The sequence below is a fragment of the Bacteroides sp. D22 genome (assembly GCF_000163675.1).
Classification (GTDB): domain Bacteria; phylum Bacteroidota; class Bacteroidia; order Bacteroidales; family Bacteroidaceae; genus Bacteroides; species Bacteroides xylanisolvens.
In genome coordinates, this window is record NZ_GG774797.1 from 21,272 (window position 1) to 47,639 (window position 26,368).

The 26,368-nt window shown below is 43.0% G+C and carries 17 protein-coding genes, 2 tRNA genes and 1 pseudogene; 15 read left to right on the forward strand and 5 right to left on the reverse strand.

Annotated elements, in window-relative coordinates; translation table 11 throughout:
• The 3 genes from HMPREF0106_RS21290 to HMPREF0106_RS21280 all read left to right on the forward strand — a co-directional run bounded on the left by HMPREF0106_RS21290 (position 1) and on the right by HMPREF0106_RS21280 (position 3,510).
• Positions 1–300: a hypothetical protein gene (locus tag HMPREF0106_RS21290; RefSeq protein ID WP_009038962.1), complete on the forward strand. Its 300-nt coding sequence runs from the start codon at positions 1–3 to the stop codon at positions 298–300.
• A gap of 17 nt (positions 301–317) precedes the next feature.
• Positions 318–2,219, forward strand: coding sequence for a DNA mismatch repair endonuclease MutL (gene mutL, locus HMPREF0106_RS21285; RefSeq protein ID WP_009038963.1), 1,902 nt, complete (start codon positions 318–320; stop codon positions 2,217–2,219).
• Positions 2,220–2,322: 103 nt separating this feature from the next.
• Positions 2,323–3,510 carry an OmpA family protein gene (locus HMPREF0106_RS21280; RefSeq protein ID WP_004314384.1) on the forward strand — a complete coding sequence of 396 codons (1,188 nt, stop codon included), beginning with the start codon at positions 2,323–2,325 and terminating at the stop codon, positions 3,508–3,510.
• 162 nt (positions 3,511–3,672) lie between these two features.
• Here the strand turns inward: HMPREF0106_RS21280 and HMPREF0106_RS21275 are convergent, their stop codons facing one another.
• The 3 genes and pseudogenes from HMPREF0106_RS21275 to HMPREF0106_RS21265 all read right to left on the reverse strand — a co-directional run bounded on the left by HMPREF0106_RS21275 (position 3,673) and on the right by HMPREF0106_RS21265 (position 5,272).
• Positions 3,673–3,912, reverse strand: coding sequence for a DNA-binding protein (locus HMPREF0106_RS21275; protein ID WP_083787879.1), 240 nt, complete (start codon positions 3,910–3,912; stop codon positions 3,673–3,675).
• Positions 3,913–4,070: 158 nt separating this feature from the next.
• A pseudogene (locus tag HMPREF0106_RS28195) lies at positions 4,071–4,776 on the reverse strand (hypothetical protein).
• Between the two features lie 37 nt (positions 4,777–4,813).
• Positions 4,814–5,272: a hypothetical protein gene (locus HMPREF0106_RS21265; RefSeq protein ID WP_009038965.1), complete on the reverse strand. Its 459-nt coding sequence runs from the start codon at positions 5,270–5,272 to the stop codon at positions 4,814–4,816.
• 281 nt (positions 5,273–5,553) lie between these two features.
• On the opposite strand from HMPREF0106_RS21265, the gene HMPREF0106_RS21260 reads away from it, so the two are divergent.
• Positions 5,554–7,977 carry a DUF2339 domain-containing protein gene (locus tag HMPREF0106_RS21260; protein WP_032850994.1) on the forward strand — a complete coding sequence of 808 codons (2,424 nt, stop codon included), beginning with the start codon at positions 5,554–5,556 and terminating at the stop codon, positions 7,975–7,977.
• A gap of 94 nt (positions 7,978–8,071) precedes the next feature.
• On the opposite strand, the gene trpS is transcribed toward HMPREF0106_RS21260, so the two are convergent.
• Positions 8,072–9,166, reverse strand: coding sequence for a tryptophan--tRNA ligase (trpS, locus tag HMPREF0106_RS21255; RefSeq protein WP_009038967.1), 1,095 nt, complete (start codon positions 9,164–9,166; stop codon positions 8,072–8,074).
• A 426-nt stretch (positions 9,167–9,592) separates the two neighbouring features.
• On the opposite strand from trpS, the gene carB reads away from it, so the two are divergent.
• The 11 genes from carB (at position 9,593) to HMPREF0106_RS21200 (ending at position 25,834) form a co-directional block, all read left to right on the forward strand.
• Positions 9,593–12,814: a carbamoyl-phosphate synthase (glutamine-hydrolyzing) large subunit gene (gene carB / locus HMPREF0106_RS21250; RefSeq protein ID WP_009038968.1), complete on the forward strand. Its 3,222-nt coding sequence runs from the start codon at positions 9,593–9,595 to the stop codon at positions 12,812–12,814.
• Between the two features lie 243 nt (positions 12,815–13,057).
• Entirely contained in the window at positions 13,058–13,831 is a 774-nt protein-coding gene (yaaA, locus tag HMPREF0106_RS21245; protein ID WP_009038969.1) for a peroxide stress protein YaaA, read from the forward strand.
• Between the two features lie 3 nt (positions 13,832–13,834).
• Positions 13,835–14,389 carry a sugar O-acetyltransferase gene (locus tag HMPREF0106_RS21240; protein ID WP_008641864.1) on the forward strand — a complete coding sequence of 185 codons (555 nt, stop codon included), beginning with the start codon at positions 13,835–13,837 and terminating at the stop codon, positions 14,387–14,389.
• Positions 14,390–14,701: 312 nt separating this feature from the next.
• A tRNA-Val gene (locus HMPREF0106_RS21235) sits at positions 14,702–14,776 on the forward strand.
• A 34-nt stretch (positions 14,777–14,810) separates the two neighbouring features.
• Positions 14,811–14,885, forward strand: a tRNA-Val gene (locus tag HMPREF0106_RS21230).
• Positions 14,886–15,027: 142 nt separating this feature from the next.
• Positions 15,028–16,374 carry an adenylosuccinate lyase gene (gene purB / locus HMPREF0106_RS21225; RefSeq protein WP_008020410.1) on the forward strand — a complete coding sequence of 449 codons (1,347 nt, stop codon included), beginning with the start codon at positions 15,028–15,030 and terminating at the stop codon, positions 16,372–16,374.
• 74 nt (positions 16,375–16,448) lie between these two features.
• A complete protein-coding gene (locus HMPREF0106_RS21220) occupies positions 16,449–17,936 on the forward strand; it encodes a pseudouridine synthase (RefSeq protein WP_009038971.1) in 1,488 nt (495 codons plus the stop codon).
• 105 nt (positions 17,937–18,041) lie between these two features.
• Positions 18,042–19,445 (forward strand): asparagine--tRNA ligase, encoded by a 1,404-nt coding sequence (asnS, locus tag HMPREF0106_RS21215; protein WP_009038972.1) that lies wholly within the window; start codon positions 18,042–18,044, stop codon positions 19,443–19,445.
• Between the two features lie 138 nt (positions 19,446–19,583).
• Positions 19,584–20,075: a DUF4488 domain-containing protein gene (locus HMPREF0106_RS21210; RefSeq protein WP_004305582.1), complete on the forward strand. Its 492-nt coding sequence runs from the start codon at positions 19,584–19,586 to the stop codon at positions 20,073–20,075.
• A gap of 257 nt (positions 20,076–20,332) precedes the next feature.
• Positions 20,333–21,541, forward strand: coding sequence for a glycoside hydrolase family 88 protein (locus tag HMPREF0106_RS21205; protein ID WP_009038973.1), 1,209 nt, complete (start codon positions 20,333–20,335; stop codon positions 21,539–21,541).
• Positions 21,542–21,736: 195 nt separating this feature from the next.
• Positions 21,737–25,834 carry a hybrid sensor histidine kinase/response regulator transcription factor gene (locus HMPREF0106_RS21200; protein ID WP_009038974.1) on the forward strand — a complete coding sequence of 1,366 codons (4,098 nt, stop codon included), beginning with the start codon at positions 21,737–21,739 and terminating at the stop codon, positions 25,832–25,834.
• A gap of 308 nt (positions 25,835–26,142) precedes the next feature.
• Here the strand turns inward: HMPREF0106_RS21200 and HMPREF0106_RS25620 are convergent.
• Positions 26,143–26,368: transposase domain-containing protein (locus HMPREF0106_RS25620; protein ID WP_198138543.1), on the reverse strand; the 226-nt coding region annotated here is incomplete at its 5' end.

The window sequence follows — 26,368 nt, forward strand, 5'->3', positions numbered from 1 at the left end:
ATGGGAATGTTTAACTCAATGAGAAAGCCCCGTGGCTTTAATCATCAATACATTTATGTAGACGAGCGGAAAGAAAAGCTCGCAAAGATGGAGGAGAACGCCAAACGTGACTTGGGGATGCTTCCGGAAAAGGAATTTAATCCGGAGGATATTCGCGGTAAGTTCATCGAAGGTACTACGCATTTGAAAAAAAGAAAAGCGAGTGGCCGCAAACCGGTCTCTTTCGGAATCATACTGATAATCATTGCTTTCCTTCTTTATCTGTGGCATTATTTGGCGACAGGAAGCTGGAACTTTTAATTATTAATTTACGAAGAATGAGCGATATAATTCATTTGTTACCTGATTCGGTAGCTAACCAGATTGCTGCCGGTGAAGTGATACAACGTCCCGCGTCTGTCATCAAGGAGCTAGTGGAGAATGCGATTGATGCAGATGCACAAAATATACATGTATTGGTGACTGATGCAGGTAAAACCAGCATTCAGGTGATTGATGATGGAAAAGGAATGTCCGAAACGGATGCCCGTCTTTCTTTTGAGCGACATGCCACCTCCAAGATACGTCAAGCGGCAGATCTGTTTGCTTTGCGTACAATGGGATTTCGCGGAGAGGCATTGGCTTCCATCGCTGCAGTGGCACAGGTAGAGTTAAAGACACGTCCGGAATCGGAAGAGTTGGGCACGAGGCTGGTGATTGCAGGTTCTCAAGTGGAAAGTCAGGAAGCTGTGTCCTGTTCTAAAGGAAGTAACTTCTCTGTAAAGAACCTATTCTTTAATGTACCTGCCCGTCGTAAATTTCTAAAGGCTAATTCAACGGAATTGAGTAACATCCTTGCCGAATTTGAACGGATCGCTTTGGTGCATCCGGAGGTTGCCTTTTCGCTTTATAGTAATGATTCGGAGTTATTTAATCTTCCAGTATCACAATTACGTCAACGTATCCTTGCTATTTTCGGTAAGAAGCTCAATCAGCAGTTACTGAATATAGAGGTCAATACTACCATGGTGAAAATCTCCGGATACGTAGCCAAGCCGGAGACTGCCCGTAAGAAAGGGGCACATCAGTATTTCTTTGTCAACGGGCGTTATATGCGTCATCCTTATTTTCATAAGGCAGTCATGGAGGCTTATGAACAGTTGATTCCCACTGGTGAACAGATTTCCTACTTTATCTATTTCGATGTAGATCCGGCTAATATTGACGTGAATATCCATCCGACAAAGACCGAAATCAAGTTTGAAAATGAACAGGCCATCTGGCAGATACTTTCGGCATCCGTGAAGGAGTCGTTGGGTAAATTCAGTGCGATCCCTTCCATCGACTTTGATACGGAAGATATGCCTGACATTCCGGCATTTGAGGAGAAAATATCTTCCGAGCCTCCGAAGATACATTATAATACAGATTATAATCCGTTTAAAGTTTCTGCCGGTGGCGGTGGTGGAGGATCGTACAGCCGTTCGAAAGTGGAATGGGAAGATTTGTACGGAGGGCTGACGAAAGCCAGTAAGATGAATAACCCGCAACCGGAACCCGAAATGGATTGGGAAGACTCTTCTATTGGCGGCCAACCCGCTTTCGTTGAAGAAAAGATGGAGACGGTCACCTCTGCCGCTTCTTCTACTTTGTATGCCAGTGAACCGGTGATAGAGAAAGGAAATCAGCATTTGCAGTTTAAAGGGCGGTTTATCTTGACTTCAGTTAAATCCGGTTTGATGCTAATCGATCAGCACCGAGCACACATACGGGTGCTTTTTGATCGTTATATGGTACAGATTCAACAGAAACAGGGGGTATCACAAGGCGTCCTGTTCCCGGAAATCTTACAGTTGCCGGCTTCGGAAGCAGCTGTACTGCAAAGTATTATGGATGATTTGTCTGCAGTCGGTTTCGATTTGAGTAATCTGGGAGGCGGTAGCTATGCCATTAATGGTATTCCTTCGGGGATTGAAGGGCTGAATCCGGTGGAACTGGTGCGTAATATGCTGCATACGGCGATGGAAAAAGGAAGTGACGTCAAGGAAGAAATCCAAAGTATTCTGGCATTAACATTGGCTCGCGCGGCGGCTATTGTTTACGGACAGGTGTTGAGTAATGAAGAAATGGTAAGCCTTGTAGACAACCTTTTTGCCTGTCCCTCACCGAATTACACCCCTGATGGGAAAACTGTTTTGACAACAATCAAGGAGGAAGACATCGAAAGATTATTCAAATAAAACAAATAATTTCATCTTTTTCTAAAACCTTTTAGTTCGGTTCGTGTTATTTAAATAGTTCAACAAAGAAAAAGATTTAAATAACCACTTAACTATTAGGTATATGAAAAAGATTCTGATGTTGCTGGCATTTGCCGGCGTTGCGTCTGTCGCTTCTGCGCAGCAGACAATGACTGTAACTGAATACGAAGTGATTCAGGTACAAGATAAATATCAAGTAATAACTAATCCTTTCTGGAGTAACTGGTTCTTCTCTGTAGGAGGCGGCGCCCAAGTGCTATATGGAAACAATGACCATATCGGCAAATTCAGAGACCGTGTTGCTCCTACATTTAACGTGTCTGTCGGCAAATGGGTAACTCCTGGATTCGGACTGCGTTTGCAATACAGCGGATTGCAGGCAAAAGGATTCACTACCAGCGAAACTGCTAATTATGTAGTGGGTGGTCCGAGAGAAGACGGTTCTTACAAACAAAGATGGGACTACATGAACTTGCATGGTGATTTGATGATTAACTTGAACGCACTTTTCGGTGGATACAATCCGAACCGCGTATATGAAATTATCCCTTATATAGGTGCCGGTTGGGCTCATGCTTATTCTCGTCCTCACACTAACTCCGCTACTTTCAATGCAGGTATTATCAACCGCTTCCGTTTGTCGAATGCTGTTGACTTGAATCTGGAGTTGAGCGCAACAGGTCTGGAAGGCAAGTTTGACGGAGAACATGGAGGTAGACCCGATTATGATGGTATCTTAGGTGCTACCCTCGGTGTGACTTATTACTTCCCTACTCGCGGATTCCAACGTCCTACTCCACAGATTATCTCTGAACTCGAATTGAATCAGATGCGTAATCAGATGAATGCAATGGCAGCAGCTAATATGCAATTGCAACAGCAGTTGGCAAATGCACAGCAACCGGTAGAAGTAGAAGATACTGAAGAAGTTGTTATCACAGATACTAACATTGCTCCGCGTACCGTATTCTTCAAGATCGGTTCTGATAAATTATCTCCGCAAGAAGAAATGAACTTGTCATATCTTGCCAGCAAGATAAAAGAATCTCCGAATGCTACATACACAATCAACGGATATGCTGACTCTGCAACCGGTACTCCTGCTTTCAATCAGAAGTTAAGTTTGGAACGTGCACAGGTTGTTAAAGACTTGTTAGTTAAGAAGTATGGCATCTCTGCCGATAGACTGAAAGTTGCAGCCGGTGGTGGTGTTGACAAATTCGGTCAACCGATTCTGAACCGTGTAGTATTGGTAGAATCTGCACAGTAATAAAAAGTAAAAAAGCGATTTCAGCATTCAGCGATTCTCTGTAATCGCTTGCTGGAAAGAGATAGCGGCTGAAAGCGAACCTTGAAAAGAGAGGTTCATGCTTTCAGCCGCCTTTTTTATATCTGTTATTTGGGGGTATCTCCTCTGATATTTTGTTTTAGTTTATTTGACAGGCTGATAATCTCTGGACTTTCCATAAAATCCTGGGGCCGGCACATAAATAGGTTGACTGGGAATGCCGATATTCTGCAGCTTGCCTTCCTGACGGAGTCGGCGAATATGAATCATGGCTGTGGAACGTACCATCCCCGTGATGCCTTGAAAGTCGGAACGTTGCATAATCTGATGATCGCTGAAATACTCTCCGTTCAATCGGATTTGTAATCCGATTGCTTTGAGCATCAGGATTTTTAATCCGAACTATATATTAAAGTATAGGTGTATTGCGGATTATAAATCCTGATACTCGGAGAACGGCGGATTGCAAATCCGCCGGGACGCATAATGTTTGGTAACTAGCTAACCTTCCGCTGTTATTTTTTCTAAGTATATGTCCTTCTTTAGCTAAATATCGGCAATGAGACTTTCAAATTAGGATATTTGTCACCCAATTGTTTCAAGAAGTCATTGCCAATGATAATATCCTGTATTGTTTCTTGTGGATCTGTCGGAATCTCCGGGATATTTGTAAATATCAGACAGGAGTAGATAATGAGTTCAACAGGTTTCTCGTCGGTTTGCAATGAAAGTTTGTATGCTTTCACGTTGTTTCCTCTGGCTTGTGCCTGTGCTTGTACTTGTCCCTCCATAGGAATTGCGATGAGACGGGAATTTTCAAGACGCGCCTGATTGAATACAAAATGATTGTCGATTTCTCCATCTGTGTCTGTATCGAATAGGTGCAGATTGTCTCCGCTCAATACCAGATATTTGGGAGTTTGTACGGTATTGAAACGTACAGTTAGTTCCTAAAGTGGCCATTCCTTTCAGCTTATCTTTCATCCCGTCTTTGAGTGCGGATGCTACACCATACTCATTGCTGGCATAATTGAAAGCGTCAATTTTTTCTTCTCCCATAGCTTCTTTCAGGAAAGATAAATCAGAGTTTAAGCAGAGTTTTTTATACTGTTCTGCATTTGCAAATTCAGCTTTGAAATCGGTGTTGTTCACTACTTGTGCCTGTTGCGAGTTTTTGTTTTTCATGTAAAACCAGTATCCTAGATATAGAACAATGAAAATGACCGGAATAAAGGTGTAAATAGACATAGTTTGTACTTTTTAATGTTATTAATAATGGTTTGTTTTATACTTCCACGGGTTTCACTTCTTTCTTTTTTCCAGGAATACATCCCCAAATGATAAGGGCAATTATAAGAAGTCCGACAGCTTTACCACCATAACGGGAATAGAAACCGACCTTGTTCAACTTCTCTCCATCCAAATTATTTTCTTTTAGGATGGTAGCCAGTTGTTCTTCCGTCAGTTCATAGTAAGTGTCTTCCTTTTCGCAATAGCCGACCAGGCGAGGCTCTTTCTCTATGTATAGAGGGAGAAGGTAAGCGATGTTGAACTCCTGATGGAAAGTTGCCAGATCAATGTAGTTTCCATCGTCTGTTTGGTACTCTTCGGTATCAGGCAAATCTGCTACTTTGGTTAATACTTCGTGGTCGCCGAAAGGGATTTTTAAACCACGTGCGGATACTGTTTGGCAAGATAAGAAAAGAATGCCGCCAAGTGCAAATAGAAATTTAAGGTGCTTCATGCTTCTTGTGTTTAAGTGAATAATTTGTGTGATTTTTATTGATATTGTGGCAAAGATAGGAAAAAGAAGAATAAAAGCCGTATAATTGTTTGGAATTTGTAAGCTCTATTCTTTTTTATAAAATGAGGAGATTTTTTTCCTGATTTAGAGGATTTGTATCCTGATTTATGCAATTGATGTAAAATTGCATTGTTGGGATAATCCAAATAATTTAATAACAATTGATTGGAGCTATTAATAATTATCTATATTTGTGCTATAGAACTCAAATCTGGAATATTATGGACGACTTTAATACCGTATATGCACTACTCGTTTTAGTTATGTTATTTATTTTATTGAGTAGGTTGGACAATCGCTTCGGAAAAATAGAGAAAGAGTTGAATGAGATAAAGAAACGGATGGAAGATTATCTCAGGGTTCAGCAAAATTCTGTTGCTGAAGCCTCCAAGCCGAAAGAGGAAATATCAGAAAAAGAAACAAAAGATATTCCTGTGATGCCTCAAGCGGCAGAGCATGTTAAGGCAGTAAAGACCGGACAACGAGAAGAGGCTGTTCAGGGAAAACACGAACCGGTTGTTGAAGCAGTTGTCCGTGAGACATTGGAAAAGACGCCTGAAAAGACGCTTGAAACAAGAATGGAGGAAGTTTGCGTAGAGGCTGTTCGGAAGGAATCCGCTGAATCTTCGACTGTGCCGGTTGTACCGGTTACTCCGGCTACTCCGGTTGTTCCGGTTGCCCCGACTGTTCCGAAACAAAAGAAGCGGGTGAACTATGAAAAATTCATCGGTGAGAACCTTTTCGGAAAGATTGGTATCCTTATATTTGTAATTGGTGTAGGCTTCTTTGTAAAGTATGCCATTGATAAAAACTGGATTAATGAAACCTTCCGTACCGTGCTTGGTTTCTTGACGGGAGTTGTATTGCTGGCTGTTGCCGAACGGTTGCAAAAGAAATACCGAACCTTCAGTTCGCTGCTTGCGGGTGGTGCTTTCGCTGTGTTCTATCTTACAGTTGCCATTGCTTTCCATTATTATCATATTTTCTCGCAGACTATGGCCTTTATCATTCTGATTGGTGTCACAGTGTTTATGTCTATTCTGTCTGTGGTATATAATCGGCGTGAGTTGGCTATCATTTCTCTTGTAGGAGGTTTCCTTGCGCCATTCATAGTGAGTAGCGGGGAAGGAAGTTATTTGGTACTGTTCACTTACGTGAGCATATTAAATCTGGGTATGTTCGGACTTTCCATTTATAAAAAGTGGAGTGAACTTCCAATGATTTCATTTGTCTTTACTTGCCTGATAATGGGAATCTTTCTTTTGTTTAACTATACCTCTAGTTCTACGGTTATTTCGAACCATCTGTTTTGGTTTGCTACTCTGTTCTATTTTATCTTTTTACTTCCGGTGTTCTCTATCCTTCGTGGAGAGAATATGCGGACGATGAGCCGGGGATTAGTATTCGTCATTATAACGAATAATTTTATCTATTTGCTTTCAGGAGCCTTATTCTTGCAGAATATGGGATTGTCTTTCAAAGCAAGCGGCTTGTTGAGCCTGTTTATCGCTCTTGTTAATTTAGGACTGGTTCTTTGGTTGTGGAAGAATAGGAAGGAATATAAATTCCTCGTGCATACCACGTTGGGGCTTGTGCTGACATTTGTCTCCATTACAGTTCCGATTCAACTGGACGGAAACTATATAACCTTGCTTTGGGCATCGGAAATGGTATTGCTGTTGTGGCTCTATGTTAAGTCGAAAATTAGAGTATATGAGTATGCGGCTAAAGTTCTGGTAGGACTCACTTTCGTTTCTTACTTGATGGATGTGTATAGTGTGATGTTTGAACATCATTCCTTGGATACAATTTTTCTGAATAGTTCATTTGCCACCTCTTTGTTTGTGGGATTAGCGACAGGAGCATTTGCTTTATTAATGGAATATTATCATTCCTTCTTCTCTACGGCACGCCGGTTGAAATACAGCTTCTGGAATCCTTTTATGCTTATCGTCTCCGTAATCATTCTTTATTATACATTTATGATGGAATTCAATTTGTATTTTGAAGGGGCGACGAGAAGCGGAGCTATGTTCTTGTTTACAACCATATCCATTTCGAGTGTTTGCTATGCTTTCAGAAAACGATTCCCGATAACGAAACATCTCACTTCTTATATCTTGACTATCGGGGCAAACGTACTTGTATATATTATAAATATATGGGGCGACCAGAGAATATGGACTTCCCCTCCTGTTGTACTACCATGGCTGACAGCTGTGTTCGTAATAGCGAATTTGTATTATGTAGCACGTATGTACTATACATCAATCGGCATAAAATCCCGTTTCACCGTATATCTGAATATTCTTGCCACGCTCCTTTGGCTGACAATGGTACGCTCTTTCCTTTGGCAAGTAGGAGTGGACGATTTCAGTGCCGGGCTGTCACTCTCATTAAGCATTGCCGGGTTCGTCCAAATGGGGTTGGGCATGCGCCTGCATCAGAAACTACTCCGCATGGTGAGCCTTGCGACTTTCGGATTAGTCCTGCTCAAACTCGTCTTTGATGATTTATGGGCTATGCCGACCATTGGCAAGATTATTGTATTTATCATTCTGGGGTTGATATTGCTGATACTTTCATTCCTTTATCAGAAACTAAAGGATGTGTTGTTCAAGAATGACGAGGAAGAAACAAACTGAATCTTTGAAAAATATCCGATAAGAAAGGCTGCCTGTTCTACAAAAGAAGGGCAGCCTTTACCTTATAATTATGTTTATTCCCAGACGAAATCTTTTACTCTTGCGAGAAACGTTTCACCTGCTCTTCGATTAATTCCTTATCATCAAAATAATTAATCTTCATCGCCTTCTTCACGTCAGCCAAAGTCTCGGCAGCCGCAGCCCTTGCCACTTCGCAGCCTTGCTGAAGCATCTCGTAGATAGCAGGGATATCCTTGCTGAACTCCTTGCGACGATTGCGAATCGGTTCCAAAGTCTCCTGCATGATGGAATTTAGGAAACGTTTCACTTTTACGTCGCCCAGTCCGCCGCGTTGATAATGCGCTTTCAGTTCTGCCAGATTCGGATAATCCGGTAAATAACGTTCGAAATGTTCGGGGAGGCAGAAAGCATCCAGGTAAGTAAATACCGTATTACCTTCAATCTTTCCCGGATCTTGTACGCGGAGATGTCCCGGGTCGGTATACATACTCATGATTTTCTTTTGGATTTCTTCCGGTTCTTCCGAAAGGTAGATGCAGTTTCCGAGCGATTTACTCATTTTAGCTTTACCGTCAGTTCCCGGAAGACGCAGACAAGCTGCATTGTCCGGCAACAGGATTTCCGGTTCTACCAATGTCTCACCATATATATAATTGAAACGGCGAACGATTTCACGAGCCTGTTCAAGCATCGGTTCTTGGTCTTCACCCACAGGGACAGTCGTTGCGCGGAATGCTGTAATGTCTGCTGCCTGGCTGATGGGATAAGTGAAGAAACCTACGGGAATACTTGCTTCAAAGTTACGCATCTGGATTTCCGATTTCACAGTCGGGTTACGTTGCAGGCGGGATACGCTGACAAGGTCCATATAATAGAAACTAAGTTCGCATAGTTCCGGTATTTGCGACTGGATGAAAATCGTAGCTTTAGTCGGATCAATACCACAAGCCAGATAATCAAGAGCAACTTCGATTACATTCTGACGCACCTTTTCCGGATTGTCTATATTGTCTGTCAATGCCTGTGAATCGGCTATGAAGATAAACATCTTACTATAATCACCTGCGTTTTGCAGGTCAACTCTGCGTTTCAACGAACCTACATAGTGACCGATATGAAGTCTTCCGGTAGGACGGTCGCCCGTCAATATGATTTTTTCTTTTTCCATATTTATTACCTTATTATATAATGGCGACAAAGATAAGGATAAAAACTGAAAGAAACATCAAAATGCAGTTACTTCATGATTTGTGCCTGTTTAAGATAAGAATGTAATCATTAAAAGCCAATGGAAAAACGATTGTTTCATTAACACGGTAAATTATTTCAGTAAAAAAGTGAACGTATCTTTTTGTCATGTGCAAAATATGTCGTTACTTTGCACAAATTTTGAAGTCAACAATGAATCAACAGGAAATTAGAAGCAAGTATTATTTACATTCGGATGTTTTTCATCCCGAAACGAAAGTCTTCTTCTCTTATTTCCAAAAACAATATTTTAGTTCTTTGGTAATGCGTTAATCCTTTTTTGAGGGTAACGCATTTTTTTTATGAACGAACTTAGAAATAACAACTTATTATAACAACAAAAGAAATGGAAAAGGAAATCAAGAAAGTTCTCGTTTTGGGTTCTGGAGCACTCAAAATCGGACAAGCCGGAGAGTTCGACTACTCAGGCTCACAAGCACTGAAAGCTTTGAAAGAAGAAGGTATCAGCTCAGTATTGGTAAACCCGAACATCGCTACCATTCAGACTTCTGAAGGTATTGCCGATAAAGTGTATTTCCTTCCCGTGAATACTTATTTCGTAGAAGAAATTATCAAGAAAGAACGTCCCGATGGTATCCTTTTGGCATTCGGCGGACAGACTGCATTGAACTGTGGTGCTGAACTTTACACACAAGGTATTCTTGATAAATACGGAGTAAAGGTGCTCGGAACTTCGGTAGAAGCTATCATGTATACAGAAGACCGTGACCTGTTTGTGAAGAAGCTGGACGAGATAGAAATGAAAACTCCGGTCAGCCAGGCAGTAGAAAACATGGAAGATGCCATTGCTGCTGCACGCAGAATTGGTTATCCTGTCATGGTGCGTTCTGCTTATGCACTGGGTGGTCTTGGTAGTGGTATCTGTGCCAATGAGGAAGAATTCCTGAAATTGGCAGAGAGCTCATTTGCTTTCTCCAAACAAATTCTGGTAGAAGAGTCTTTGAAAGGCTGGAAAGAAATCGAATTTGAAGTGATCCGTGACGCTAACGACCATTGCTTCACAGTAGCCAGCATGGAAAACTTCGATCCGCTGGGTATTCATACCGGCGAATCAATTGTAGTAGCTCCCACCTGCTCGCTGGATGATAAAGAACTGGCTTTGTTGAAAGAACTTTCTACCAAATGTATCCGTCACCTCGGTATCGTGGGTGAATGTAACATTCAGTATGCTTTCAACTCTGAAACGGATGACTACCGTGTGATTGAAGTAAATGCCCGTTTGAGCCGTTCTTCTGCATTGGCTTCTAAGGCTACCGGTTATCCGTTGGCATTCGTAGCTGCTAAAGTGGCACTTGGTTACACACTCGACCAGATTGGTGAGATGGGAACCCCGAACTCTGCATACGTAGCTCCGCAACTTGACTACTATATCTGTAAAATCCCTCGTTGGGACTTGACGAAGTTTGCCGGTGTATCCCGTGAAATCGGTTCAAGCATGAAATCAGTAGGTGAAATCATGTCTATCGGTCGCTCTTTCGAAGAAATCATCCAGAAAGGCCTTCGTATGATCGGTCAGGGAATGCACGGTTTCGTAGGTAATGACGAACTGCACTTTGATGATCTTGATAAAGAGCTTTCTCGCCCGACTGACTTGCGTGTTTTCGCCATTGCACAAGCAATGGAAGAAGGGTATACCATCGAACGTATCCACGATCTGACAAAGATCGACCCATGGTTCCTTGGCAAACTGAAAAATATCGTAGACTACAAAGCGAAATTGTCTACCTATAATAAGGTGGAAGATATACCTGCCGATGTAATGCGTGAAGCTAAAGTGTTAGGTTTCTCTGACTTCCAGATTGCCCGTTTCGTACTGAATCCAACCGGAAACATGGAGAAAGAAAACCTGGCAGTGCGTGCTCATCGTAAGTCTATGGGTATCCTCCCGGCTGTAAAACGTATTAATACAGTTGCTTCCGAACATCCGGAACTGACTAACTATCTGTATATGACTTATGCAGTGGAAGGCTACGATGTAAACTATTATAAGAATGAAAAATCAGTAGTTGTACTGGGTTCGGGTGCTTACCGTATCGGTAGCTCTGTAGAATTTGACTGGTGCTCGGTGAATGCAGTTCAGACTGCTCGCAAACTGGGTTACAAGTCTATCATGATTAACTACAACCCTGAAACGGTTTCTACTGACTATGATATGTGCGACCGTCTCTACTTCGACGAACTTTCGTTCGAACGTGTACTTGATGTAATCGACCTCGAACAACCTCGTGGTGTGATCGTCTCGGTAGGCGGACAAATCCCGAACAACTTGGCTATGAAACTTTACCGTCAGTCGGTTCCTGTATTGGGTACTTCTCCGATTTCTATCGACCGTGCTGAAAACCGTAATAAGTTCTCTGCTATGCTCGACCAACTGGGTATCGACCAACCGGCTTGGATGGAACTGACCAGTCTTGAAGAAGTGAAGGGATTTGTAGAAAAAGTAGGCTACCCGGTATTGGTTCGTCCTTCTTACGTCCTTTCAGGAGCAGCAATGAATGTTTGCTATGACGATGAAGAATTGGAGAACTTCCTGAAGATGGCTGCCGAAGTTTCTAAAGAATATCCGGTTGTTGTTTCCCAGTTCCTTGAAAATACGAAAGAGATTGAATTTGATGCCGTTGCACAGAATGGTGAAGTGGTAGAATACGCAATCTCCGAACACGTAGAGTTTGCCGGTGTTCACTCCGGTGATGCTACGTTGGTATTCCCGGCACAGAAGATTTACTTTGCAACAGCTCGTCGCATCAAGAAGATCAGCCGTCAGATTGCTAAAGAACTCAATATCTCCGGTCCGTTCAATATCCAGTTCCTGGCTCGTAACAACGAAGTGAAAGTAATCGAATGTAACTTGCGTGCTTCTCGTAGCTTCCCGTTTGTATCTAAAGTTCTGAAACGTAACTTTATCGAAACTGCTACCCGCATCATGCTGGATGCTCCATACTCACGCCCGGATAAGTCGGCATTCGATATCGACTGGATTGGTGTAAAAGCTTCTCAATTCTCTTTCTCTCGTCTGCACAAGGCTGACCCGGTATTGGGCGTAGACATGTCTTCTACAGGTGAAGTGGGATGTATCGGTGACGATTTCTCTGAAGCATTGCTGAATTCAATGATTGCTACCGGATTCAAAATTCCTGAAAAAGCAGTGATGTTCTCTTCCGGTGCAATGAAGTCGAAAGTAGATTTGCTGGATGCCAGCCGTATGCTGTTTGCTAAGGGCTATCAGATTTACGCAACTGCCGGAACTGCTGCCTTCTTGAACGCTCACGGTGTAGAAACGACTCCAGTTTACTGGCCGGATGAAAAACCGGGTGCAGAGAACAACGTCATGAAGATGATTGCTGACCATAAGTTTGATTTGATCGTTAACATTCCGAAGAATCACAGCAAGCGTGAGTTGACGAACGGTTATCGTATCCGTCGCGGTGCAATCGATCATAACATTCCGTTGATTACCAATGCTCGTTTGGCAAGCGCCTTTATCGAAGCATTCTGCGAATTGAAACTGAATGATATTCAGATTAAGAGCTGGCAGGAATATAAATAAAAACAGCTTTAGCTGTCTATTAGATAAGGAGAACTCTCTCTTTGGCTTGTCCAAAGAGGGAGTTTCTTTTTTATTAGTAAATATAGCACATCAGAGTGTGTTCTATATAGGGAGTGTTTTGTTATTAATAAATGATTAAAGTTAATTATTGGTTGAAACTAAGTAGAATCTGTCTATCCATCAGCAAGAGAAGCGATTTATTTTTTATTTTTGTTTCTTGAAAAGATAAAATCAGATAAAACAATGTTAGTACTTCTATCTTGTGCCAAGACTATGAGTGAGACTTCAAAGGTGAAAGTACCTTTGAAGACAGTTCCACGATTTCAAAAAGAAGCTTCCGGGATTGCTTTGCAGATGTCACAGTTTTCGGTGGATGAACTGGAACGCCTGTTGCGTATAAATGCCAGGATGGCGGTGGAGAATTATAAGCGTTATCAGGCTTTTCATGCAGAAGATACATCGGAACTGCCCGCTTTGCTGGCTTATACCGGAATTGTATTCAAGCGACTGAATGCAAAAGATTTCTCGAAAGAAGAATTTGAATATGCGCAGGAACATCTGCGGTTGACTTCTTTTTGTTATGGGTTGTTGAGGCCTTTAGATGTCATTCGTTCCTACCGCTTGGAAGGAGACGTAGTGTTGCCGGAACCGGGTAATCAGACCATGTTCTCTTATTGGAAATCCCGTCTGACAGATGTTTTCATCGAAGATATAAAGAAAGCGGGAGGCATACTCTGCAATCTGGCCAGCGACGAGATGAAAAGTTTGTTCGATTGGAAACGTGTGGAGAGAGAAGTACGTGTCGTTACTCCCGAATTTCAGGTGTGGAAGAACGGGAAATTAGCTTCGATAGTGATCTATATCAAGATGTCCCGTGGTGAAATGACGCGGTTCATTCTGAAGAACAGAATCGAAAATCCGGAGGATTTGAAAAGCTTCTCCTGGGAAGGATTCGAATTTAACGAATCTCTTTCGGATGAAAAGAAGTTTGTATTTACTAACGGTAAAGAAATATAAAGTATGACGGAAGTAGAAAAGATGCGTAGTAGCCAGTTGGCTGATATGGCTGCGCCGGAATTGCAGGTGCGTTTTGAACATGCCAAGAAGCTGCTGGCGCGTATGCGGGGAATGAGCACTTATGATGCGGGGTATCGGGAATTATTGGAAGAACTGGTACCGGAGATTCCTGAAACTTCAATAATCTGCCCGCCTTTCCATTGCGATCATGGAGACGGAATTAAATTGGGTGAACATGTATTTGTGAATGCCAATTGCACTTTCCTGGATGGAGGATATATCACGATAGGCGCCCATACGCTGGTTGGACCTTGTGTACAGATTTATACACCGCATCATCCGATGGATTATCTGGAAAGAAGAGGCTCTAAGGAATATGCTTATCCGGTGACGATTGGCGAAGACTGCTGGATTGGTGGCGGTGCTATTATCTGTCCCGGCGTGACGATTGGCAATCGCTGTGTGATAGGGGCGGGGAGTGTTGTGACGAAAGATATTCCCGACGACAGTGTGGCAGTCGGGAATCCGGCACGTGTTGTTCGCAAACAGGTTGTTTAACGTTTGACCGGAAAAGTTATTTCCCGGATTTAAGCGTTCCTGCGTTACTATCTTTATTGGGAATTCGTTTTCCTGCAGATTCTATTTTAATTATTAATGATAGAAAAAGAGGCGCGACTATCTTTATTTTGTTCTGTTTATTAGATGAACCGGAAGAAGTGAAAGTGGCAAGAAAAAAGTTTTTATTATTATTTGCTGATAATCAGAGTGTTTCTTTATTTGATGAAAACTTTCTTGAAAAATAATACATGAAATGTTTGCAGAATTCAAAAAATGCCGTACCTTTGCATCGCTTTTGAAACGGAAGTGTACGGGCGTTTAGCTCAGCTGGTTCAGAGCATCTGCCTTACAAGCAGAGGGTCGGCGGTTCGAATCCGTCAACGCCCACACTAAAAACGAAACACTTCCGGCTCATTAACAAGGGCGTTTAGCTCAGCTGGTTCAGAGCATCTGCCTTACAAGCAGAGGGTCGGCGGTTCGAATCCGTCAACGCCCACACCAAAAAGGAAGTCTTACGAAGAAATTCGTGAGACTTTTTTTATTTCTTACCTCTTTTATACAAACTTTCTTTCTCCTTTTATCTTATAACTCAGGAAAAAGAGTTAATTTTGCAGTCTGATAATTATCTAAGAAAACGTATGGAACTTGATGTATTAACGGCCATATCTCCGATTGATGGTCGATATAGAGGCAAAACTAAAGCTTTGGCAGCTTATTTCTCTGAATTTGCACTGATTAAATACCGTGTACAGGTAGAGGTGGAGTATTTTATCACCTTGTGCGAACTTCCTTTGCCGCAATTGAAAGGAATCGATAGTAGCGTGTTTGAAACTTTACGGAATATCTACCGTAACTTCTCCGAAGCAGACGCACAACGCATTAAAGATATCGAAAGTGTAACTAACCACGATGTGAAAGCCGTAGAATATTTCCTGAAAGAAGAGTTTGACAAGATGGGTGGAATGGATGACTATAAAGAGTTTATCCACTTCGGACTGACTTCTCAGGATATTAACAATACGTCTGTTCCTCTTTCTATCAAAGAGGCATTGGATCAGGTTTATTACCCGTTGATTGAAGAGCTGATTGCACAGTTGAAAACCTATGCGACAGAATGGGCCAACATTCCGATGCTTGCCAAAACTCACGGTCAGCCGGCTTCTCCTACCCGTCTGGGTAAAGAAGTGATGGTATTTGTTTACCGTCTCGAACGTCAGTTGGCTATGTTGAAAGCATGTCCGCTTACCGCTAAGTTTGGCGGTGCTACCGGAAACTACAATGCGCATCACGTGGCTTATCCTCAATATGACTGGAAACAATTCGGCAATCGGTTTGTTGCAGAAAAACTGGGACTGGAACGCGAAGAATATACAACGCAGATTTCGAACTATGATAACCTCTCTGCTGTTTTTGATGCTATGAAGCGTATCAATACCATCATGGTGGATATGAATCGTGACTTCTGGCAGTACATCTCTATGGAGTACTTCAAGCAGAAGATCAAAGCCGGAGAAGTAGGTTCGAGCGCCATGCCGCATAAAGTGAATCCGATTGACTTTGAAAATGCAGAAGGTAACCTGGGCATAGCAACGTCTATTCTGGAACATTTGGCTGTGAAGCTTCCTGTTTCCCGTTTGCAGCGGGACTTGACAGACTCAACAGTGTTGCGTAATGTCGGTGTACCTTTCGGTCATATCGTGATTGCTATCCAGAGTTCTTTGAAAGGATTGCGCAAACTGTTATTGAACGAACCGGCTATTTATCGTGATTTGGATAATTGTTGGAGTGTAGTGGCAGAAGCTATTCAGACCATCCTGCGCCGTGAGGCTTATCCGCATCCGTATGAAGCTTTGAAAGCGTTAACCCGCACCAACCAAGCTATTACAGAAAGTTCTATTAAAGAGTTTATCGAAGAATTGAATGTAAGCGAAGATATTAAAAAAGAGTTAAGAGCAATCACTCCCCATACATATACGGGGCTTTAATTGTTTACTTATATAATAAACGTGTTTTTTAAATAGGCCGTGAGGCCAAAGTCTAATTTTATTCGAATAAAAAAATGAGCACAGAAAACGAAGAATGGCGCGAAAATTCTTTCAATGAAGAGAATACAAGTGCCGGCCGTGATGGTAACAGGTCTTACAACAGAGAAGGTGGAGAACGTCCGTATCGCCCTTCTTACAACCGTGAAGGCGGGGATCGTCCGTATCGCCCGCGATTTAATGCCAACAATGAAGGAGGCGAACGCCCGCAGCGTTCGTACGGTGACCGCTCTTATGGCGACCGTCCCCAACGTCCTTCTTACAATCGTGAAGGTGGAGATCGTCCGTATCGTCCTCGCTTCAATAACAATAATGAAGGAGGTGAACGCCCGCAACGTCCTTACAACCGCGAAGGTGGTTCTTATGACCGTCCTCAACGTCCTTCTTACAACCGTGAAGGTGGTGACCGTCCTTACCGTCCCCGCTTCAATAGCGGCGAAGGTGGTGAGCGTCCGTCTTATGGCGACCGTCCTCAACGTCCTTCCTACAACCGTGAAGGTGGCGACCGTCCTTACCGTCCCCGCTTTAATAACGGCGAAGGTGGCGACCGTCCTCAACGTCCTTCTTACAACCGTGAAGGTGGTGACCGTCCGTATCGTCCCCGTTTCAATAACGGCGAAGGTGGCGGCTATCGCAGCAACAACGGCGGTGGAGGTTATCGTCCGAGATATAATAACGACCGTCAAGGAGGATATCGTCCTCGTCCGCGTACCGGCGATTATGATCCGAACGCTAAGTATAGCGTAAAGAAACAGATCGAGTACAAGGAACAGTTCGTTGATCCGAATGAACCGATTCGTCTGAATAAGTTCCTGGCTAACGCAGGTGTTTGCTCCCGTCGTGAGGCTGATGAATTTATCACAGCAGGTGTGGTTTCTGTAAACGGTGAAGTGGTAACGGAATTGGGTACGAAGATCAAACGTTCGGATGTGGTTAAGTTCCACGACGAACCGGTAAGCATCGAACGCAAAGTATACGTATTGCTGAATAAACCGAAAGATACCGTTACTACATCGGATGATCCGCAGGAACGCCGTACAGTAATGGATTTGGTGAAAGGCGCTTGCAACGAACGTATTTATCCGGTAGGACGTCTGGACCGTAACACGACTGGTGTACTGTTACTGACGAATGACGGTGATCTGGCTTCCAAGCTGACACACCCGAAATTCCTGAAGAAGAAAATTTATCATGTTCATCTGGACAAGAACCTGACTAAAGCAGATATGGAGCAGATTGCAGCTGGTATCCAGTTGGAAGATGGTGAAATCCATGCAGATGCAATCAGCTATACAGATGATTTCAAGAAAGACCAGGTAGGTATCGAAATTCACTCCGGTAAGAACCGTATCGTTCGCCGTATTTTCGAATCACTGGGTTATAAAGTAGTAAAACTCGACCGTGTATTCTTCGCCGGACTGACCAAAAAAGGTCTGCGTCGCGGAGACTGGCGTTACCTGTCGGAAGCAGAAGTAAACTACCTCCGCATGGGTTCGTTTGAGTAATAAGTCAATAAATAACAACTTGACAGAGGACGGGGAAAGAAAGCAGGAAAGAATTCATCCTGCATTTGAAACCTCGTCTTCTTGTATCTAAAAAGAAAAAGTTAAATGGAAAAGATTGGTAGAACAAAAATTGTTGATCTGTTGAAGCGCACAGACATTGGCGCTATGGTCAATGTGAAAGGATGGGTTCGCACCCGTAGAGGTAGCAAACAAGTAAACTTTATCGCACTGAATGACGGTTCTACAATAAATAATTTGCAGATCGTAGTAGATTTGGCTAATTTCGATGAAGAGATGCTGAAACTGATTACTACCGGCGCTTGTATCAGCGTGAACGGAGAAATGGTAGAATCAGTGGGTTCCGGTCAGAAAGTGGAAGTACAGGCTCGTGAAATCGAAGTGCTGGGTACTTGCGATAATACATATCCATTACAGAAGAAAGGCCACTCTATGGAATTCTTGCGCGAGATTGCTCACTTGCGTCCGCGTACCAATACATTCGGTGCAGTGTTCCGCATCCGTCACAACATGGCGATTGCTATTCACAAGTTCTTCCATGAAAAGGGCTTCTTCTATTTCCATACGCCGATCATTACGGCTTCCGATTGTGAAGGTGCCGGACAGATGTTCCAGGTGACTACCATGAACCTGTATGACTTGAAGAAAGACGAGAGAGGTTCTATCTCTTATGAAGATGATTTCTTCGGTAAGCAGGCAAGTCTGACTGTTTCCGGTCAGCTGGAAGGTGAGTTGGCAGCTACTGCTTTGGGCGCTATCTACACATTCGGTCCTACGTTCCGTGCCGAAAACTCCAACACTCCCCGCCACTTGGCAGAGTTCTGGATGATTGAGCCGGAAGTGGCTTTCAACGACATTACAGACAACATGGATTTGGCAGAAGAGTTCATCAAATATTGTGTGAAATGGGCGTTGGATAACTGTGCGGATGATGTGAAGTTCCTGAACGATATGTTCGATAAAGGCTTGATTGAACGTCTGCAAGGTGTATTGAAAGATGATTTCGTACGTTTGCCTTATACAGATGGTATCAAGATTCTTGAAGAAGCTGTTGCGAAAGGACATAAGTTCGAATTCCCGGTTTACTGGGGCGTGGACCTGGCTTCCGAACACGAACGTTTCTTAGTGGAAGAACACTTCAAACGTCCGGTGATTCTGATTGACTATCCGAAGGAAATCAAGGCCTTCTATATGAAGCAGAACGAAGACGGTAAGACTGTACGTGCCATGGACGTTCTTTTCCCGAAAATTGGTGAAATTATCGGTGGTTCCGAACGTGAAGCCGACTATAACAAGCTGATGACCCGTATTGAAGAAATGCACATCCCGATGAAGGATATGTGGTGGTATCTGGATACCCGTAAGTTCGGTACTTGTCCTCACTCCGGTTTCGGATTAGGGTTCGAACGTCTGTTATTGTTTGTAACAGGTATGGCGAATATCCGTGACGTGATACCGTTCCCGCGTACACCAAGAAATGCTGATTTCTAATATTTCGGTATATTTATGTAAAACTCGCATAATCTTCAGGTTATGCGAGTTTTTTATGCTCTGAATTGCTGTATTCTCAAAATAAATCTTTATATTTGGAAATACGCATTCGAGAGTGTTAACTAAAATAATACAACAATGAAAAAGCTCTATTTCTTTACCATGCTTTCAATAATGTTGTTAGCGGTAACAGGTGCGACGGCCCAGAAGAAAACCAAATTCAAAGCGGCCGATTTGAAAGGTATTTGGCAGCTCTGCCATTATGTCTCCGAATCTCCCGATGTTCCGGGAGCGTTGAAACCCAGTAATACATTTAAAGTATTGAGTGATGACGGACAAATCGTTAACTTTACCATTATTCCCGGTGCGGATGCGATTATTACTGGATATGGTACTTATAAACAACTCACGGACGATTCTTATAAGGAAAGTATCGAGAAGAACATTCATCTCCCGATGCTGGACAATCAGGACAATATTTTGGAATTTGAGATTAAAGACAATGATTATCTCCATCTGAAATATTTTATCAAGAATGATTTGAATGGAAATGAGTTGAACACTTGGTATTATGAAACTTGGAAGAGGGTGGAAATGCCGGCTAAGTTTCCGGAAGATATTGTGAGATAAAAGAGCGTGTACTTTTTAGTGGAGGCACGGATTTTGCAAAAGGCTGCATAGTTGTTTGGTTATGCCTGACAACAGCTTATTTGGTAAAATCCGTGCCTGTTTTTCTATAAAAGATAAAAACAAAGCACTTTTGGACAAAATCAAAGTCCGTAGAAATAGAAACGAAAATGAAAAAATAGATTTGCAAAGGGTCTGTCCGCGACTTGCTCTAACTTTGTTGCCAGTAATAGAATACAGTAACAAAATAAAGTGGAACAATGAAAAACAAACTTTTACTGGCGGTAGGGAGTATGGCGCTCCTGACTGCTTGCGATGCTTCAAAAGGAAATGAGATGGAATGGTTCGACCATGCAGTGAAAACAGCGGGACATCAGTTGCTCTATATGGCAGAACAATTGAAGAATGAACCGGATACCGCCTGTTTTCCCCGTTCTATCAAAGAAGGAAAGTACAGACTGGAGCACCCCACAGATTGGACGAGTGGTTTCTATCCCGGTTCCATGTGGCTGGCATACGAGTTGACCGGTGATGAGGCCCTCGCAAAAGAGGCGCGTAAATATACGAACCGTCTGCAGGATATGCAATATTATACGGGTAATCACGATTTGGGTTTTATGATGTTTTGCAGTTATGGGCAGGGCATCCGTTTGAAACCGGAGCCAACGGACAGTTTGATTTTGATTCATTCTTCAGAAAGCTTGTGCTCCCGTTTTCGTCCGGAAGTCGGACTGATTCGTTCGTGGGATTTCGGTGAATGGAGCTATCCGGTGATTATTGATAATATGATGAATCTTGAAATGCTGTTCTGGGCTTCGGAGCAAACCAATAATCCGAAATATCGTGAAATAGCCATCTCTCATGCTGACAAAACGTTGAAGAATCACTTCCGGGAGGACATGACCTCTTACCATGTGGTGAGCTATCTGGCAGATAGCGGTGAGGTAGAGTCGAAAGGAACCTTTCAGGGATATGCCGATTCTTCCGCTTGGGCGCGTGGACAGGCTTGGGGAGTGTATGGTTATACCATGTGTTATCGCTTCACCAAGCAACAGAGCTATCTGGATGCCGCTCATAAAATAGCGCGGTTCATTATCGATCACCGTCCGTCCGAAAATGACTATGTACCTTATTGGGATTATGATGCTCCCAATATTCCGAATGAACCGCGGGATGCTTCTGCAGCTGCCGTAACAGCTTCTGCATTGCTAGAGTTGAGTGGTTATGGCGACAAGAAACAAGGGGAAGAATATTTCCGTTATGCGGAGCATATCCTGAAACACTTATCCTCTGATGATTATTTGGCCCAGGAAGGAGAAAATCATGGCTTCATCCTGTTACATTCGGTTGGTAGTTTCCCGCACGACAGTGAAATTGATACTCCGCTCAATTATGCCGATTATTATTATCTGGAAGCCTTGAAACGTTATAAAGATCTGAAAGAAAAATCAGAAAATCCGTCTTACTAACTTGAAGAGAAACCGTAAAAAATTTAAAGTTCAGGGCAACCGTGTCTAAAATATGAATTCATAACTGTCGGACTTTGGCGCGGTTGTCCTGTTTTGAGCCGATACCGGTCCTTTATATGAGTTAAAAAACGGGATTCATTTATCAGATTGAATTGAAAATACTTATCTTTACGATAAATTCTTCAATATTAGCTCATGAAAGACCGGCATTTGCTATTTAAGTACCTATTCGGATTAACCGTTTGCATTTTATTTTTTCCTTTGGCTGTATCGGCCGCCGACAGCTTCATTCATTTTAAGCGATTATCCGTGGATGACGGGTTGTCGCAAAATACTGTGCTCGCTCTGACACAAGATCATAATAATAAGCTTTGGGTAGGCACCATAGACGGACTGAACTGGTATGAAGGTTCCCGCTTCGTTTCGTATTATAAAGCGCCGGATGATACGACCAGTCTGGCAAACAATCATGTCTATTCACTTCATACCGATTCGAAAGGTACGGTATGGGTAGGCACACAGGTCGGTTTATCCCGTTATAATATAGTAGGGAATAATTTCACCAATTATTCTTCACCGGACAATCAGCCGATGCAAGTATTGGCTATCGGAGAACCGGAGGAAGGCGACCGGCTTTTGCTTGCTACCAATATCGGTCTGGTGATTTTTGATAAAAAGACCGGGCGGATGAAAGTGCAGCCGGAACTTGCCGGAAAAACGATCTATTCTGTTTGCCGGATGAATGACGGTTTCCTGTTGGGAACTTCGGAAGGTGTCTATTTCTATTATGTACGCAACGAAAACGTGACCCCGCTTCTTCTCCAATTGAAAGGAGAAACCATCTCCGATATGCTCTATGACGACAAAACCGGCAACTGTTGGCTGGCTTCATTGACAAACGGGGTGTATTGTGTGGATAACAACTTTCAAATAAAACATCATTATAACAAGCAAAATACTCCTGCTTATTTCCTTACGAACTCGGTCAGGACATTGTCCGGAGATGATAAAGGAAGGGTTTGGATAGGAACCATGGAAGGTTTGCTTATCCTTGAACCGGAGACGGAAACGTTCCGGATCTGTCGTTTTTCTCCTGAAGATCCGACTACCTTGGGCCATAATTCCATCCGTTCTATCTTGAAAGATAATCAAGGGGGAATGTGGATCGGTACATTTTACGGCGGGCTTAATTATTATCATCCTCTCGCTCCGGCATTCGGACGCTTGCAACATTCCGCCTGGAGGAATTCGTTAAGTGATAACACAGTGAGTTGTATTGCCGAAGACCCGGATAATGGCAATCTCTGGATTGGCACGAACGACGGCGGATTAAATTATTATAACCGGAAAACCGGAGTCTTTTCATATTACCGGACGGGTACTTCCGCCAACGCTTTAAAGTCGGACAATATAAAATGTATATGGACGGGCAAGGATGGAAGTGTCTATATCGGCACTCATGGAGGGGGAATGAGTCGTCTGCATCACCGGAGTGGCAGGATAGAAACATATTCCTTTCCCCATTCTACTTCCCTGACTAACAGTTGTTACTCCTTATTGGACGGAACGGATGGAACGCTTTGGGTAGGCGGCATGAGCGGGCTTTACCTTTTCGACAAACAGACCGGCGAACTTTCACAGCATCCGTTGGCTAAAAAGCATAAAAAGTTAGAGAATGTATTGATATATACCTTGTTTCGCGATTCAAAAGGAAGAATCTGGATTGGTACGGAAGAGAGCCTGTTTTTGTATGCCGGCGGGAAACTGGAAGAACTGCATCTTTCTTCTTCGGCTTATCTGCATGGGTTGATACAGGCTTTCTGTGTACAGGAGGATAGCCGTCATGAAATCTGGATCGGTTCTTCCACAGGATTATATTGCTATAAGGAAGGAGCACCGACTGCCTGGAAACACTATACGATGAAAGACGGTTTGCCAAACGACTTTATTTATAATATACTGGAAGATGAACGGGGGCGTTTATGGTTGACAACTAACAAGGGACTGGCTTGCTTCAATACGGAGGAGGGTACTTTCCTCAACTATACGAAGCAGGACGGATTGCCTCACGATCAGTTTAACTATTTCGGAGCTTGCAAAGCGCACGATGGTACATTCTTTCTGGGGTCTCTTGGGGGCGTTGCCTATTTCAAGCCATACGAATTGGGTGATAATCCATATTCCCCGGATGCGGTAGTGACAGGAGCCGTTGTCTTAAATCAGGTGATTACGGATATGAAAAGTGAACGGGTACGTTATTATCAGGACGAGCAAGGGCGGATGCTGGGTATGTCGTTCCCTTCCGATCAGAAACTTTTTAATATCCGGTTTGCCGTTATCAACTATTTGGCTGGCAAACGGAACCAGTTCGTTTACAAATTGGAAGGCTTTGAAACCGAGTGGAACTACTCCCGTCATGTTTCCTTTGCACGGGCGAGTTATTCCAATCTCCCGCCCGGTGAGTATGTATTCAAGGTGAAGGCATGTAACAACAATGGAAAGTGGAGCGAGGCGACCACTGAATTTTTTGTGCATATCATTCCGATGTGGTATCAGACCTGGTGGGCAAAGACACTTTTCATCTTCTTTTCTGTAGGGCTTCTCGTCTTTGTGATCTATTTCTTTATTGCCCGTGCCAAAATGAAGATGCAAGTCCGGATCGAACAGATAGAACGAAACAAGATAGAAGAAATCAGTCAGGAGAAAGTACGTTTTTACATGAATATGTCTCATGAGTTGCGTACTCCGTTGAGTCTGATACTGGCTCCGTTGGAGGAACTCTTGGGGCAGAGCAATCTGAAAGGTACTCCGGTACAACAGAAGCTGGATTACGTTTATAAGAACGGTCGTAAGTTGTTGCACATTGTCAACCAGTTGCTGGATTTCCGTAAAGCCGAAGCAGGTGCAATGCCTATTCATGTTGCGCAGGTGGATGTAGAAGAACTGTTGCAAGATGCTTTTGCCCTGTTTAAAGAAAATGCGCAGAAGCGTGCTATCAGCTTTCATATAAAATCCGATCTGGAAGGACGATTGTTTCCGGCGGACCGGACGTATGTAGAGACTATCTTGATGAACCTGTTGTCTAACGCCTTTAAGTTTACACCGGACGGCGGAAGTATTTCGCTTTCCTTATGGACAGAGGGAGATACCTATGGCTTCACGGTAAGAGATAGCGGAATCGGTATGTCTCCGGAACAGCTAACCCACATTTTCGAACGTTTCTATCAGGTAGACGGTCAGCGAAAGGGGACGGGTATCGGGCTGTCATTGGTGAAGATGCTTGTAGAAAAGCATCACGGCACTATTATGGTAGCAAGCGAACCTGCTCAATATACCGAATTTAAAGTCACGCTACCTGCTGATATGGCTGCCTTCACGGAGAAAGAATGTGAATTGCCGGCACATGAAGTCGAAACATCTGCTTCTCTCCGGGAGCTTCCGGTGGCTGATGAATATTTCTCTGGTGATGCGTCGGCTATAGTTGCAGAAGAACTATCGGACGGTGATCAGATAGAAGCCGGCAGTGAGGAAGAGCGTCCTACTATCTTGTTGGTAGATGACAATAAAGAGATGGTGGATTACCTGAAAGATAATTTCCGGCAGAACTATGTGACGCTGACCGCCGGAAACGGCGAAGAAGCATTGGCTATTATGAAAGAGCATCGTGTGGATATTGTTCTTTCCGACGTGATGATGCCGGGTATTGACGGTATCAAACTTTGCCAGCTTATTAAACGAAATCTGCAAACCTGCCACATTCCCGTCTTGCTGTTGTCTGCCAAAGGAAGTGTTGATGCACAGACGGAGGGTATTCAGGCTGGAGCGGATGATTACATTGCCAAACCGTTCTCGATTCATTTATTGAAAGGAAAAATAGCTAATCAACTGAAAGCACGCCAGCGGTTGAAACACTATTATTCGAATACGATTGATATAGATACTGCTAAAATGACTTCGAATAATCTGGATGAGGAATTCATGAGCAAAGCTATTCAGGTAGTAGAAGAAAATATCAGTAATGAAGACTTCACCTCTGATGAGTTGGCAAGTCAGCTTTGTATGAGCCGTTCGTCACTGTATCTCAAGATGAATTCCATATCCGGTGAACCGCCTGCCAACTTTATCCGGCGTATCCGTTTTAATAAGGCGTGTAAATTGTTGCTTGAAGGGCGCTACTCCATTTCGGAGATTAGCGGAATGGTAGGCTTCGGATCTTCTTCTTACTTCTCTACCAGTTTCAAGAAGTATGTCGGTTGTCTGCCATCGGAGTATGTGAAGCAGCATACTAAGTAGTTGTTGCTTGTTCATGCAGGTGCAGAAATGAATGAAAGTTTTTTGTCTACTATAAAGTTGAAAAACATAAAAACATCTGCCACCTGCAACCAAACGCGTGTAATGCACTAATTGACAAATAGTTGGAACGTGGCAGATACTGTGGCAGATAGGTTGCAGATAAAGTATCTGCAACGCGTTATATAATCAAAGAAAAAGCCTTGATTCCTTTATGCAAAGCTATGGGATAATTGGGTAAGCACTCATTGTATGGCTGTCCCTTTTTCTATACTCTGTAGTGGAGTATATAGCATCTCTTTATCCAATAATTAGTATTCTTTATTATTGTTGATAGGTAATAGTGACATGTAATTTGTTTCTCCTGCCGTTAATTTAGTTAAAATTTCCGCTATATATTTCACCGGCCTTAATCCATTCATCTTACATGTTTCAATAATTGAGTATAACATAGAAGCATTCTTTGCCCCTAGTTCCGATCCGCAAAACAGATAATTCTTTCTTCCCATACAAATAGGGCGTTCATCATCCTCTCGG